Annotated in this window: 11 protein-coding genes; 8 read left to right on the top strand and 3 right to left on the bottom strand. The window is 57.2% G+C overall.

Annotated features, from left to right (window positions below):
* Nucleotides 1-52: 52 nt before the first annotated feature.
* From OL236_RS08720 to OL236_RS08685, 8 genes are all read left to right on the top strand, one after another.
* Nucleotides 53-1,468, top strand: coding sequence for a hypothetical protein (locus OL236_RS08720; protein WP_265070312.1), 1,416 nt, complete (start codon nucleotides 53-55; stop codon nucleotides 1,466-1,468).
* A 20-nt stretch (nucleotides 1,469-1,488) separates the two neighbouring features.
* Complete coding sequence (locus tag OL236_RS08715) at nucleotides 1,489-1,728, top strand: hypothetical protein (RefSeq protein WP_265070311.1); 240 nt, start codon at nucleotides 1,489-1,491, stop codon at nucleotides 1,726-1,728.
* Between the two features lie 54 nt (nucleotides 1,729-1,782).
* Nucleotides 1,783-2,574, top strand: coding sequence for an electron transfer flavoprotein subunit beta/FixA family protein (locus tag OL236_RS08710; RefSeq protein WP_265070310.1), 792 nt, complete (start codon nucleotides 1,783-1,785; stop codon nucleotides 2,572-2,574).
* Between the two features lie 86 nt (nucleotides 2,575-2,660).
* Complete coding sequence (locus OL236_RS08705) at nucleotides 2,661-3,869, top strand: electron transfer flavoprotein subunit alpha/FixB family protein (protein WP_265070309.1); 1,209 nt, start codon at nucleotides 2,661-2,663, stop codon at nucleotides 3,867-3,869.
* Nucleotides 3,866-5,263, top strand: a complete 1,398-nt coding sequence (locus OL236_RS08700; RefSeq protein WP_265070308.1) for an FAD-binding oxidoreductase — start codon at nucleotides 3,866-3,868, stop codon at nucleotides 5,261-5,263. The genes OL236_RS08705 and OL236_RS08700 overlap by 4 nt, the downstream gene beginning before the upstream one ends.
* A 251-nt stretch (nucleotides 5,264-5,514) precedes the next feature.
* Nucleotides 5,515-6,132 (top strand): LutC/YkgG family protein, encoded by a 618-nt coding sequence (locus tag OL236_RS08695; RefSeq protein ID WP_265070307.1) that lies wholly within the window; start codon nucleotides 5,515-5,517, stop codon nucleotides 6,130-6,132.
* The gene (gene ldhH, locus OL236_RS08690; RefSeq protein WP_265070306.1) at nucleotides 6,132-8,309 is read left to right on the top strand and encodes an L-lactate dehydrogenase (quinone) large subunit LdhH; all 2,178 of its coding nucleotides are present in this window, start codon (nucleotides 6,132-6,134) and stop codon (nucleotides 8,307-8,309) included. The genes OL236_RS08695 and ldhH overlap by 1 nt, the downstream gene beginning before the upstream one ends.
* Before the next feature lie 133 nt (nucleotides 8,310-8,442).
* On the top strand, nucleotides 8,443-10,083 hold the full coding sequence (locus OL236_RS08685; protein ID WP_265070305.1) for an L-lactate permease: 1,641 nt from the start codon (nucleotides 8,443-8,445) through the stop codon (nucleotides 10,081-10,083).
* Nucleotides 10,084-10,200: 117 nt separating this feature from the next.
* Here OL236_RS08685 and OL236_RS08680 read toward each other — a convergent pair whose 3' ends face one another.
* The 3 genes from OL236_RS08680 to glpK form a co-directional block, all read right to left on the bottom strand.
* Nucleotides 10,201-11,535: a serine hydroxymethyltransferase gene (locus tag OL236_RS08680; protein ID WP_265070304.1), complete on the bottom strand. Its 1,335-nt coding sequence runs from the start codon at nucleotides 11,533-11,535 to the stop codon at nucleotides 10,201-10,203.
* Between the two features lie 18 nt (nucleotides 11,536-11,553).
* The gene (locus tag OL236_RS08675) at nucleotides 11,554-12,813 is read right to left on the bottom strand and encodes an SLC13 family permease (RefSeq protein ID WP_265070303.1); all 1,260 of its coding nucleotides are present in this window, start codon (nucleotides 12,811-12,813) and stop codon (nucleotides 11,554-11,556) included.
* Between the two features lie 241 nt (nucleotides 12,814-13,054).
* A complete protein-coding gene (gene glpK, locus OL236_RS08670) occupies nucleotides 13,055-14,551 on the bottom strand; it encodes a glycerol kinase GlpK (protein WP_265070302.1) in 1,497 nt (498 codons plus the stop codon).
* Nucleotides 14,552-14,748: the final 197 nt, after the last annotated feature.

The following is a 14,748-nucleotide window of genomic DNA, read 5'->3' as shown; positions in this document are numbered from 1 at the left end:
GCTGCGCTTTACAGCAAGCAGGAAAAAGATAATTCGAGGTCTGATCGCGGCGATGTTTCTCGCCGCGATTCTCGTTTTTGCCGACCTTTTCGTGTTGAGCCGCAGCGCCGCGCTGATCTTCAACCATGCGATGGCCGAGCAGACGATGCTGCGCGGCACGGTGACGGTAGAGAAGCTGCATGCGAACGTCTTCGGCGAGGTGCGCTTTGAAAATCTCGACTGGAAGGATCCGGAGGGCAATACGATTCTTTTCGTGCCGCGCGGCAGTTTTCGTGCGCGTCCCTACGATGTCCTCACGGGCAATTTGAAATCGACGACGATTCAGGAGCTGACCTTGGACGGCGCCGTGCTCTCGATGGCCTTGGACGACGACATGCAGTTCGATTTCCTGCGCCATTCGCCGGAACTTGACGCGTTGGAGGAGGCAAGACTCAAGGAGAAGGAGCGCGAGGAAAAGGAACGCGCCGAAGAACACCGAGCGAGGCGCGAAGACATGACGGAGGCGGAGCTCAAGGCGCTCGGCGAGGAAGCGCGAGCCAAGAGGAAGGAGGCGATGAAGGAGCGCCTGAAAAACTTCAACCGCGAGGGAAAGAAGCTGCGCCTGAAGCTCGATCTCACGAACTGCCGCGGTGAGCTTTTCTATCGTCGCCGCCATTATCTGCTGCAGGGCATGGAGGTACATGCCGACATCAACACGTCCGAGGAAGTCGCCGTCAAGGGATCGGTCGTGGGACTCGGCGGCACGATGAAGGGAATCGGAATGACGCTCAATGGCGCGGTCGATATGCGCGAGGCGGATCGCCCTGTCGCCGACCTTTCCGTGCTCGTCAGCGAGGTCGATCCGAGCTCGTTGGGATTCGGCATGGACATTCGCGACAAGATGACGCTCTCCGTGCGTTTCACCGGACCTTTGGAAGCGATGGAGGGCAAAGGCTTCGTGCGCATGAAGAAGCTCCGTATCCCGGGCATTGAGTTCAGAAACGTTGAGGGAACGGTGCGCTGGCACGACGCTCGCCTTGACTTCACCGACGTCACGGCGGACGTCTTCGGCGGCAAGCTGTACGCCTACGGCGACTACGACCTCGACACGCGCTATTGGAATCTTTACGGGAAAGGCGAGGGATTGGAAGCGGCGGAAGGATTCCCGAGTGCATGGCTCGACTGCAAGGTGGAGCTTGACCTTACGATTCACTCGTCGGGAAACTCGCGGCGCACCAAGTACAGCGGGAGCTTTCGCTCGGGCGCGGGGACGTATCGCTGGGTCGTACCGTTTGCGAGCCTTTCGGGTACGTTCGACAGTGCGTGGCACGACCTTCGGCTCGGCAACCTTGAGATCGATCTCGGCGACGGCTACCGTGCACGCGCCGAGATGTTCCGCAAGAAGGACGGCAAGACGACGCTCTCGCCGATCGAGATCTACGACGCCGAAGGCAAACGCGCCTCTTTTGGCTGGAAGGAAAAGTGGTAGAGGACAGGCGGGACTGCTGCATGGAGATCACCGTGCAGCAGCCCCGCTTTTTATGCGAGGACAGAATTATATTAGATTTATATCTCGATAAAAGAAAATTATTTTCCGAAGAAGGATTTTCGTCGCGCATAGCGAATACAATAGGCGCAAGGCGGGAAAGCCCTATTTTTTTGCGCCATGGACAAGAGGAAACGCGTGAAAAGCAGAATTCTTCCGAAAAAAACCAGAAAAATCTTATTGCCTATTGCGCGGGTTTATAGTATCATAAACGAGGTAGGGCTTTAAGCGATATCATCATAAACGGAGGGGTAATTGTGGAAATTCTCGTATGTATCAAACAAGTCCCGGGCTCGAACAAGGTTGAAGTCGATCCGGTGACGGGCGTCTTGAAGCGCGACGGCGCTGATTCTAAGATGAACCCGTACGACCTGTTTGCTCTCGAGTGCGGCTTGCTTCTCAAGGAGAAGTACGGCGGACGTGTGAGCGTCATCACGATGGGACCGCCGCAGGCGAAGGCCGTCCTTTATGAAGCGTTCGCCATGGGTGCGGATGAAGGCGTCATCATTTCCGACCGCTCGTTCGGCGGCGCGGATGTTCTCGCGACGAGCTACACGCTTTCGCAGGGCATCAAGAAGTTCGGCAAGTTCGACCTGATCATCTGCGGCCTGCAGACGACGGACGGCGATACGGCGCAGGTCGGGCCTGAGGTCTCCGAGGCGCTCGATCTGCCCTGTGTCTGCAACGTCAAGAAGATCAAGGGCGTCGAGGACGGCGGCATCTTGGTTGACATGGAGATGGCGCAGGATGTCGAGCACTTGAAGGTTCAGTTCCCCTGCCTCATCACGGTGCAGAAGGACATTGTGCAGCCGCGTCTGCCGTCGTACCTCAAGAAGAAGGCGACGGAGACGAAAGAGATTCCGATGTTCACGCTTCAGGACATGGCGGACAAAGACAAGAACCATTACGGTCTGAACGGCTCGCCGACGCAGGTGCAGCGCATCTTCCCGCCGACATCCGACAAGGAGCAGGTTTCGTGGACGGGCACAGCGGAAGAAGTCACGGACAAGATCATGGGCATGCTGAAAAAGAAGAAGTTCATCGCCTGATCGTTTGAACCAAGTCGAAGAAACTGCCCGTATGGCGCGAAAGACGCGCCTTGGAGGGAGTCGAACAAGAACTGGAGGAAATGCACATGGGGAAACTCATTGTCCATCAAGACAAAATCACCAGCGCGGAGATTATGGAGGCAGTCATCGCCGTCTGCCCGTTCAATGCACTGGAAAACAAAGACGGCAAACTGGACATCAACGCGGGCTGCAAGCTCTGTAAGCTGTGCGTGAAGAAAGGTCCTGCGGGCGTCATGGAGTTCGTCGAGGATGAAGTGAAGCCCTCGGTCAACAAGGACGATTGGAAGGGCATTGCTGTCTACGTCGAGCATGAAGAAGGCGTGATTCACCCCGTCACGTTCGAACTCATCGGCAAGGCGAAGGAACTCGCGGCAAAAATCAACCATCCTGTGTATGCAGTATTCATTGGCAGCGAGATCAAGGGACGCGTCGATGAACTCAGGCACTATGGTGTGGACAAGGTGTTCTGTTGCGACAACCCCGAGCTTAAGTATTTCAAGATCGAGACGTACACGTCGGCATTTGAAGCGTTCATCAACAAGGTGAAGCCGACGGCGATCCTTGTCGGCGCGACCTCGGTCGGCCGTCAGCTTGCGCCGCGCATCGCAGCCCGCTTCAAGACGGGACTTACGGCGGACTGCACGATTCTCGACATGAAGGAAAACACGGATCTCGTCCAGATTCGCCCGGCATTCGGCGGCAACATCATGGCGGAGATCCATACGCCGAACCATCGTCCGCAGATGTGCACGGTGCGCTATAAGATCATGAACGCGCCCGAGAGGAGTGCAGAACTTTCCGGCGAGGTTGAGGAGTTCACGGTGGCACCCGAGAAGCTCAAGAACCGCGTCGAAGTGCACGGCACCACGAAGAAGCCGAAGGAGCAGAGCATCGAGAACGCCGAGATTCTCGTCGTCGCAGGCCGCGGCGTCAAGAAGAAGGAAGACCTCGTGATGATCGAGGAGCTTGCAGAGCTCTTGGGTGCACAGGTTGCCTGCACGCGTCCGATGATGGAAAGCGGCTGGTTCGATGCGAAGCATCAGATCGGTCTTTCGGGCCGCACGGTTCGCCCGAAGCTCATCATCACCTGCGGCGTATCGGGCGCGATTCAGTTCGTCGCCGGCATGAACAACTCGGAAAACATCATCGCCATCAATTCGGATCCGAAGGCTACGATCTTCGATGTGGCAAACTACGCCATCGTCGGAGACATCTATGAGATCGTTCCGCAGCTGATCGAAAAGATCAAGAAAGGGGAGGCCGTTGTAGCATGAGTAACTACAAGACTTTCGACGAAAAAGACTTCGAGGCTCTTGCCCAGATCGTTGACCGCGAGCGCCTTCTTTGGAAAGATGAAATCAAGGAAGAGTACAGCCATGACGAGCTGAGTGCCGAGGCGCATTATCCGGACGTCGTCGTGCGCGTGCTCTCGACGGAAGAAGTTTCCAAGGTCATGAAGTACTGCTACGACCAGCACCTGCCTGTGACGCCGCGCGGCGCTGGCACGGGACTCGTCGGTGCAGCCGTCGCCGTGCACAAGGGCGTCATGATTGACACGACACTCATGAACCACTTCCTTGAGCTTGATGAAAAGAACCTCACGCTGACGGTCGAGCCGGGCGTACTCATCATGGAAATCTATGCTTACGTCGAGCCGCATGGCCTCTTCTACCCGCCGGATCCGGGCGAGAAGTCCGCGACGATCGGCGGCAACATCTCGACGAACGCTGGCGGCATGCGCGCCGTCAAGTACGGCGTCACGCGCGACTATGTGCGCGCCCTGGAAGTCGTCATGGCGGACGGCACGGTCATGAATCTCGGCGGCAAGGTCGTCAAGAACTCGACGGGCTACGACATCAAGGACATGATCATCGGCTCAGAGGGAACGCTTGGCATCGTCACGAAGGCGACGCTGAAGCTCATCCCGCTGCCGAAGAAGACGGTCACGCTGCTCGTGCCGTTCCCGACATTGAAGCATGCGATCGATACGGTACCCGTTATCATGAAGTCGAAGGTCATCCCGACGGCCGTCGAGTTCATGGAGCGCGAAGTCATCATGGACGCTGAAGAGTTCCTCGGCATGAAGTTCCCCGACAAGACGGCGGACGCTTATCTGCTGCTGAAGTTCGACGGCAACTCGACGGAGGAGATTTCGGGCACTTACGACGATATCGCGAAGATCTGCCTCGATCAGGGCGCGATCGATCTCTTTATCGCCGATACGGAAGAGCGCGAGACGCCGATCTGGAAGACGCGCGGTGCGTTCCTTGAGGCGATCAAGGGTTCGACGACGGAGATGGACGAGGTCGACTGCGTTGTGCCGCGTGACTGCGTCAACACGTTCGTCGAATACGTGCATCAGGTGCGCGAGGACATGGGCATCCGCATCAAGAGCTTCGGACATGCGGGCGACGGCAACCTCCACATCTACATCCTGCGTGACGACATGAACGACGAGCAGTGGAAGAAAAACCTCGGAGATGCCATGGACCGCATGTATAAGAAGGCACGTGAGCTCAAGGGTCTCGTTTCCGGTGAGCACGGTATCGGCTTCGCGAAGATGTCTTACATGGGCGAGAACTATACGCCTGAGAAGATCGAGCTCATGCGCGGTATCAAGAAGGCCTTCGATCCGAAGGGCATCCTGAACCCGACGAAGCTTTTCTAAGGATCTGCCGTCACAGCGCATTTACGCCTTTGGCGACTGAATGATGAAATTTTGTGGAAGCTGCAGCCGAAAGCAGCGCTTCTCGACAAACAATCCAGCTTATGAAAGCCCCTTTTCCCGCCTTGCTGCGAAAAGCGCCGTGCGGGCCGCCTCCTGCACGATCTTGAGCGGCAAGCCCGGGAGAAGGGGATTTCTTAAGAAATAATATATACTATTTATTTTTAAAACAATTTAATCAAGGAGGATGGACCATGCTGAAAATCTGTCAGGATTGGCCCAAGGAAGCATTCGATGACAAACTTATCGATGCGAAATATTGGGACGATTTTGAGAAAAACGCCACTCTGGCTGCTGCGGAAGTCTTTCGCGTGAAGGATCTGGCAGCGGCGAAGGCGAAGACAGCGGAACTCATCAAGGAGTTCGAGTGTAAGAAGGTCATCGCGACGTGCGGCGACAATAATGCGGGCATCAAGAAGATCTACGAGGAGCTTTCTACGCCCGAGGTGCCGATCTATACGGACAAGTTCGAGATTGCGGAGAATGCACCGACAGCCGACCTCGGCCTTTCTGTCGCGGAATTCGGCGTCGGCGAGACGGGCGGCGTCTGTGTCGACACCTATTCCTACGAGGCGCGCGTCACGGGCATGTTGCCGCCGGTGCATGCCGTCTATGTCAATGCGAACTATATGACGGAAAACCTCACGACGGCTTTGAAGATCATCTCGCGCGTCTACAAGCGCGGCTACGTCGGATTCATCACGGGACCGTCGCGCACGGCGGACATCGAGCGCGTGCTGACGCTCGGCGTTCATGGCCCGAGCCGCTTCTTCGTCATTGCGATCGAAAATATGGAAGGGAGTGAGGGCTGATGGCACGCGATCTGCGCAAGGAAATCAACGAAAAGCTTGAGGATCCGATTCTTCGCGGCGCTCTCGGCAAATTTGCCGAGCAGTATCCGGGTGCTCGCCTGAAGTCGTACGAAGGGTATGACATCGAGGCTCTGCGCGAGGATCTGCGCGCGATGAAGCACGATGCCGTGCAGCACATCGACCAGCTCGCCGACCAGTTCGAGGCTGCCGTCCGTGAGCGCGGTGGCGAAGTCTTCCGCGCGAAGGACGGGCAGGCGGTCAAGGACTACCTCCTCAAGATCTGCAAGGAAAATAACGTCAAGCGCATCGTCAAGTCGAAGTCCATGGCGAGTGAGGAAATCCGCCTCAACGAAGACATCGAGGCGCACGGCATTCACATCCGTGAGACGGACTTGGGCGAATGGATGCTCTCTGTCGCGGGACAGCACCCGTCGCACATGGTCATGCCGGCGATTCATTTGAATCGCGAGCAGTGCGCGGGCTTCTTCTCCAAGGAACTGAAGAAGGACATCCCAAGCGACATCCCCTTCATGGTTCAGACGGCGCGCCAGGTGCTGCGCGAAGAGTTCCTGCAGGCGGATCTCGGCTTCACGGGCGCGAACTTCGGTGTCGCCGAGAACGGTGCGACCGGTCTCGTGACGAACGAAGGAAATGCGCGCATCACGACGACTTTGCCGCGCATCAACGTCGTCCTCATTGGCTATGAGAAGCTCATCCCGAAGGTTGAAGATATTTCCAAGATTCTGCGCCTCTTGCCGCGAAATGGCACGTGCCAGAAGGCGACGAGCTACGAGACGTTCATCTCGGGGCCGACGCCCGTCATCTACAAGAAGGACGGCAAGTGGGTAGAGGAAAACCGCAAGCTCTATGTCATTCTCCTGGACAACGGCCGTTTGGACGCTGCGCGTGACCCCAAGCTCAACGAGGTCTATCAGTGCGTGCGCTGCGCCTCGTGCCTCAACGTATGTCCGATCTGGACACTCGTCGGCGGCAACGTCTACGGGCATATCTACTCGGGCGGTATCGGGGCGATTCTCACGGGTCTTTTGGACAACGGTCTCAAGGATTTCTCGAAGTTCAGCGATCTCTGCATAGGCTGCCGCAAGTGCGTGCAGATTTGCCCGGGCAAGATCCCCATCCCGGACATCATCGATGAGCTGCGCTCGAGGAACGTGAAGGAAAACGGCATGCCGTTTGCAGAAAAGACGGTGTTCCAGAACATCCTCACGAACCGCAAGGTATTCCATACGCTTCTGAGGATCGGCGCGAAGGCGCAGAAGCCGATGACGAGCGGCAAGTTCATTCGCCATCTGCCTCTGTTCTTTGCGAAGATGACGGACAACCGCAGTCTGCCCGCCATCGCCGATACGCCATTCCGCGACCGCGCCAAGGCGCTCGAAAAGGACAACCCGCAGAATCCGAAGATGCGCGTCGTCTTCTTCACGGGCTGCAACATGGACTTCGTCTTCCCTGATTCGGCAGTCAACGCCGTGCGCGTGCTGCAGGATGCCGGCGTCGCCGTGACCTTCCCGCAGGAGCAGAGCTGCTGCGGCAAGCCTGCGATGGGCATGGGCGACCGTGATACGGGAAGGAAGCTCGCGAAGAAGAACATCGAGGCGCTTCTCGCGTCGAACCCCGATGCCATCTTCTCGGCTTGCCCGACCTGCACGGAAACCTTGGAGAAGACGTACGTCGAGATCTTCGAGGACGATCCTGCCATGCTCGCGAAGGTCAAGACGTTCTCCAGCAAGGTTCGCGAGTTCACGAGCCTCGTCGCGGAGATCTACGAGAAGGAAGGCCGCCTAATGCCTGCGGCTGCTGGTGGACAGAAGGTCACGTACCACGATTCGTGCCACATCCGCCGCGGTCTCGGCATCTACAAGGAGCCGCGCGCGCTTCTGGAGGCGACGCCGGGCATCGACTTCGTCGAGATGAAGGACGCCGACCACTGCTGCGGCATGGCGGGCGCCTTCGGCGTCAAGTACGTCGAGATCTCGATGCCGCTGCTCGAGAAGAAAGTCAACAACATCAAGAACACGGGCGCTGAAGTTTGCGCAGTCGCGTGCCCGGCCTGCATGATGCAGATCGGCGGCGGTCTCGACAAGCAGGCGCCGAACATCAAGATCAAGCATGTCGCCGATATTCTTGCGGAAAATATCGCGGCAAGGGGAAGATGAGCTTGATGTAAACCGCAGTTTGGCAGCGTTCGACGCTTCCCGCAGGCAGCCTGCGGGAAGCGTCGAAACGACTGCGATGCCTAGGGACGCAAGTCGTCCCGAATCTTTGAAAACTGGATAGGAGTTGAAATTCATGTTAGCTTTGCTCGCAGCAGTACCTATTCTGCTGACCATCGTGCTGACCGTTGTGTTCAACATGTCAGCGAAGAAGGTTCTGCCGATCGCTTGGGCAGTCATTGTCGTCATCGGTTATTTTGCCTGGGAAATGAAGGTTTTGGATATCGCCGCGTATTCTGTGGCGGGTTTCCTCGGCTCTATTGATACGCTCCTCATCATCTTCGGCGCGATCCTGCTGATGAACATGCTGGACAAGGCGGGTGCCATGCACCGCATCCAGGGCATGTTCAACGGCATCACGGAGGATGCGCGCATCCAGCTCGTCATCGTTGGCTTTGCGTTCAGCGCCTTCATCGAGGGTGCGGCGGGCTTCGGCACGCCGGCGGCGATTGCGGCCCCTCTGCTGATCGGCTTGGGCTTTCCTCCGATGGCAGCTGCGATTTCCTGCCTCATCCTGAACTCGACGCCGGTTCCCTTCGGTGCAGCTGGCACGCCGACGAATGCGGCAGCTGACATCGTCAAGGAGATGCTGCCCACGATCGGCATCACCGACTTCGAGGCGTGGAAGCTCGGACTTTCCTTCATCTCGGCGCTCGGCATGGCCGTCGGCGCGCTCCTCATCATCTTCGTTGTCGTCGGCATTATCACGCGCATGTTCGGCAAGAACAAGTCTTTCATGGATGCCATGCCTGTCCTGCCGTTCTGCCTCTTTGCCGCTGTCGTCTTCGACATCTTCTTCCTCCTCCTTGCCAAGTTCATCGGCTCGGAGATCACGTCGCTGACGGCTGCAGCCATCACGATCTTCGTGCTCATCGGCGCAGCGAAAGCCGGCTTCCTCATGCCGAAGACGGTTTGGCGCTTTGAGAGCGATGAGAAGAAGGATAAGAAGACGGAAGATATTCCGCACATGTCGCTCTTCAAGGCTTGGATTCCGTACCTCTTCGTTTCTCTGTGGCTGATCCTCACGCGCATCCCGCAGCTCGGTCTCAAGGGACCCATCAAGAGCGTCGTCATCTCCGTCAAGGGCATCCTCGGCGTTCCGGAAGCTGCATGGAACTTCGCGATCCTCAACAACCCGGGCGTCGCGCCGTTCATCCTCATCGTTCTTCTCTCGATTCCTCTCTACGGCCTTTCTGGCACGCAGGTCAAGGAAATCTTCTCGAAGTCCGCAAACCAGGTCTATGGTGCGACCATCGCCCTGATCTTCGGCTTCGGTCTCGTCTACATGTACCGCTATTCGAGCATCAACGGCCTCGGCCTTGACTCCATGTTGCTGACGATGGCGAAGGGCGTTGCAGAGCTTGCGGGCGGCAACTACTTCTACTTCGCAACCTTCATCGGCTCGGTCGGCGCGTTCATGTTCGGTTCGAACACGGTGTCGAACATCATGTTCTCCCCGCTGCAGTTCCAGACGGCGCAGCTCCTCAATATCCCGCCGACGGTCATCCTCGCCTTGCAGAATCAGGGCGGCGCGATCGGCAACATGATCTGCATCAACAACATCGTTGCTGCTGCCGCCACGACGGGCGTCATCACGATCAAGGGCATCGAGGGCAAGCTGATCCGAACGGACATCGTGCCATGGGCGATATACTACGTCATCTGCATCATCACGATGCTTATCGCCATGCAGCTCGGCATTGCACCGACGGTTTGACGCTGTAGCAGTCGCCTGAGATACGAAGCAGGAAAGAATCCTCAAGTCTTCTGGCTTGGGGATTCTTTTTTGCTTCAAGGATTCAAATGGAGAGGGTACGCCAACCAGAGAAAGACTTTAGTTTTTGAGATGGAAGAAATTCTTGATGATGTTCTTCTTTTCTGTGGAGGCGGCTTCGTGCGCCGCACTGCTGTTTGCGCTGTTGTAGACGGCGTGCGTCCCCATCTTGCTGCTCGTCAGCCATTCCTCTGAAAAGATGGGCTTGTTCATGACAAGCGTGGCAATTCGGTTGCGGATGGATTCAAGATCTGTGTCAGGCAGCTTTTTTTTCAAGGCCGTACTGAGGAGAGCGCCGATGTCGGCAATCTCTTTTTCTTTTAAGGAGCGTATGGTTGGCGTCAGGCTCGAAAGGCGCAGGGCGGGAAGGAAGATGTCCTTCGCCATGGTCGGTACACGGTCTGCCTTGACCTGGAAACCGGCCTTTCCCAGATACTCCGTTATATCGATCTCCTGCAGTTCGGCAGGGAGCAGTGGCAGGACGAGATGCGTGTCCGTGCCGTCGCAGAGGAGGGGGATGCCGCTCCTTTCCAAAGCATGTTCGAGTTCCTTGCTGTTGGCGAGAACTTGTTTGCCGTATTGACGAAAGGTTTCTGTTCCAGCTTCCAAGAGGGCCGCGGCCAATGCCGCCATATGATTGATATGGAGTGAGGTATGCCCCGTATTGATGACGGTTTCATCGAGCTTCTGACTGATTTCCTTCGTGGAAAGCACGATGGCGCCGTCCGGACCGTGCAGCGAATCATTCGTGGGGAACGTGACGACATCGGCAAACGGCACGGGGGAAGGAAGGAGTCCGGCCGCGACGAGTCCGACGCTCTGCCCGATGTCCACCCAAAGGTATGCGCCGACTTTTCGTGCAATCTCAGAGAGGCGGCGATAATTCGCGTTGCGCGGGTAGCTGACGGGAGAGAAGATGATCAGATGAGGTTTTGTCTCATCCGCCGTCTGCTCGACCTCATCCCAGTCGAGAACTTGTTTTTTTGCGTCTATACCGAAGTTTTTGAATGTGAAGCTGAGGCCGCTGCAATGTTCTGCTTTGCGCAGATTGAAAGAAAGTACGCGGCTGTTTGGCTGCAGCAGCGCGAGGCAGACGACACGCGAAGCGGCGCCGATATTGCCGAGGCGGACGATGGCATGCTCGCTGCCGAAGAGTTTCTTCGCCCGCTTGATGGCAATCTCTTCGAGATTTGTGCTGTTTGCATTCGGATTTTGTGCATCGAAGGCGCTGTTGGCGAGCAGACTACCTTCCAGATAGTGAGCGAAGGGCGACATGGCATTGTTGTTGGGCACGAGGGAGAGCATGTAGCGCTGACGCTGGATTTCATCCTGCAAAATGGCGAAGATTTCCGGATCGAAGCCCTGCAGTTTGCTCAATAACAGTTCTTTTTTCATATAGGAAGCTCCTTTCGGCTAAAACGGCCATACGATGGGGATGATCACTGCGCATACGATGAGGGAAAGCACGACGAGCGGCACGCCGATCTTCACATAATCCATGAAGCGGAATTTGCCGGGGCCCAGAACCAGGGTGTTGGGCGGCGTGGCGACGGGCGTCGTGAAGGCGCAGGAGGCGGCGATGCCGATTGCCATGAGCACGGGGTGCGGTGACACACCGATCGATTGGGCGATGGAAATGCCGATGGGGGCGAGGAGCGCCGAAGACGCCGTGTTGGACATGAACTGCGTGAGTCCACAGGAGAGCAGGAACATGGAGACGACAATCAGCATGGGAGCAGGATGCGTGCCGATGAGGTCGAGGACGCTGTGCGCGATGAGCTTTCCCGCGCCGCTCGTGTCCATAGCCTTTGCCAGGGGAAGCATGCCGGCGAAAAGGAAGATCGTCGTCCAGTCAATGCCCTGATATGCCTGCTTTTCCGATACGCAGCCCGTGAGCACGCAGGCGAGGGCGCCGACGATCGCCGAGGTTTGCATGGGGACGTGGATCTGCTTTTCGAGCACCATCGCGATGACCGTAGCGATGAGAATTGCCGCGCAGATGATCATCTTCCGTGCATCTTTAGGTGCTTCGGAGGATTTGTCGTCCATCTCGCTTTCTGACATCGTGTGCGGGCAGAGGCGGCTGCCGATGAACACCATGTAGAGCACGCCGATGATGGACAAGGGGATGCCAATCCAGGCGAACTCGAAGAAGCCGAAGGGCGTCAGGCCGTTCGCGTCCAAGGTTGCGCTCATCAAGATGTTCGGCGGTGTGCCGATCATCGTGATCGTGCCGCCGACGTTCGCAGCAATGGCGAGTGCCATGAGCTGAGGGGCGACGGGAAGCCGCGCGGCGGCGCAGATCTGCATGACGACGGGAATCAGGCAGGCGACGGTCGCCGTGTTTGACGAAACCGAGGACAGGACGATCGTTATGACCATCAAGGCGATCATCAGCTTCTTTTCGTCCGTACCCGATTTTTTTACAACCTCTACGCCGATTTTCTGTGCAAGCCCCGTCTGGAACATTGCCGCGCCGATGACGAACATGCCCGCGAACAGTACAACGGTGGAATTCGACAGGCCGGAAAATACTTCGGCGGGAGTCAATACGCCGAGAAAGCCCAGAGCGATCGCCGCTCCCATCGCCGTCACCGCCAGTGGGATGATCTCCGTGGCGAAGAAGAAGGCGGCAATTCCCAGCACCACTAAGGTCAATGTTGCTGCATCCATTTTCTTATCATCTCCTCTTTTGAAATGTACATCTTCATGGACGCCTTTCTGAGTAATTATATCCTTCTGTTTTTTCTGAACATATCCTGCCTAATATGGGAATCACATCCTATGAAATATCTTTATATGATGATAACCCAAAAGAATTATTCTGTATAAGAACATCTTTCTTCCTATAGAATAGAAAGAAGACTGCATTTCATCAACAAGGTGAGAGAATGCAGCCTTCAAGATTGTTTGCTCAGCCCTGCCAGCCCATGGCGTGGGAGACGGCGTTCTGCCAGCCGTCGTAGAGGTGCTCGCGCTCTTCGCTGCTGAAGTGGGGCAGGAAGCAGGCGTCCTCTCGCCAGAGGGAGGCGAGCTCGTCGGTGCTCTGCCATATCCCTGCAGCAAGGCCTGCCATGTAGGCGGCGCCGAGCGCCGTCGTCTCGCTTTCGACGGGGCGGCGCACGGGAAGGCCGAGGACGCCCGCCTGCATCTGCATGAGCAGATTGTTGCGGCTCGCGCCGCCCGATACGCGAAGCTCCTCGATGGGAAGAGCCGCGTCCGAGCGGATCGCCTCGTAGACGTCACGCACCTGGTATGCCATGGCGGCGAGCGCCGCGCGAACGAGATGGGCGCGGCGCGTGTCCTCAGAAAGTCCGATGAGCATGCCGCGCGTCTCGCTGTCCCAATAGGGCGCGGAAAGGCCGCGGAAAGCAGGCACGAAGTAGACGCCCGCCGTGTCCGTGACGCGCTTGGCGATCCATTCGGACTCTTCGAGCGAGTCGAGGATCTTGAGTCCGCGCCGCAGCCATTCGAGTGCGACGCCTGCCACGAAGATGCTGCCTTCGAGCGCGTAAGTGACATGATCGTCGAGCTTCCAGGCGACGGTGGCATTGAGTCCGTTGTGCGACTGCACGTAGCGATCGCCCGTGTTGAGGAGGAAGAAAGATCCTTCCCCGTAGGTGTTTTTCGCTGTGCCGGGTGTGAAGCAGCACTGGCCGAAGAGGTCGGCCTGCTGGTTGCCGAGGATGCCGCTGATGGGAATCTCCGTGCCGAACACAGCGGGCGAGGTCATGCCGTATTCGTGTGAGGATGGGTGAATCTCAGGCATGAGGGCGTGCGGGATGCGCGTGTGCTGCAGGAGCGTCTCGTCCCATGTGCCGTGTGCGAGGTGGTAGAGCATCGTGCGCGAAGCGTTCGAGTCGTCCGTCGCGTGCACCTTCCCGCCCGTGAGCTTCCACAGAAGCCAGCTGTCGATCGTACCGAAGGCGAGGTCGCCTTTTTCCGCCAGCTCGCGTGCGCCGGGCACGTTGTCGAGGAGCCAGCAGATCTTGCTGACGGAGAAATACGGCGAGAGCACCATCGCCGTGTTCTGGCGGAACTCTTCCAGGAGATCGGCGTTCTTGCGGAAGCGCTCGACGATCTCCCTCGACTGCATCGACTGCCAGCTGATCGCATGGTGGATCGGCCGTCCCGTATGACGGTTCCAGATCACCGTCGTCTCGCGTTGATTCGTGATGCCGATCGCCGCGATTTCCGACTTTTTGATGCCCGCCTCGCGAATCGCCTGTTCGGCCGTCTGAATTTGCACAGCCCAGATCTCGTCTGCATCCTGCTCGACCCAGCCGGGCTGTGGGCGATAGACGCTCAGTTCCTTCTTCACGAGAGCGACGAGATTTGCCCGCTCGTCAAAAATCGCCGTGCGGTTCTTCACCGTGCCCGAATCGAGTGCAAGGATGTATCTCCTGCGCATAGGAAAAGCCCCCTTCCGTATGATGCCGTTACAGACATTATATCATAGGAAGGGGACTTTGTGGTTTTTATGTGCAACGAGACGATATTATATACGCATAGAGGATTTGACGTATATCGTATCCCATTGTATAATAAGTGTAGAAGAAGGTGCTACTGGTAAACGGTCAGCCCCTCGTGAAGATTGAGTAAGAAACC

The sequence above is a fragment of the Selenomonas sputigena genome (assembly GCF_026015965.1).
Classification (GTDB): domain Bacteria; phylum Bacillota; class Negativicutes; order Selenomonadales; family Selenomonadaceae; genus Selenomonas.
The sequence above is the reverse complement of the archived record's forward strand: the minus strand, read 5'-3'. Positions and strand labels throughout refer to the sequence as shown.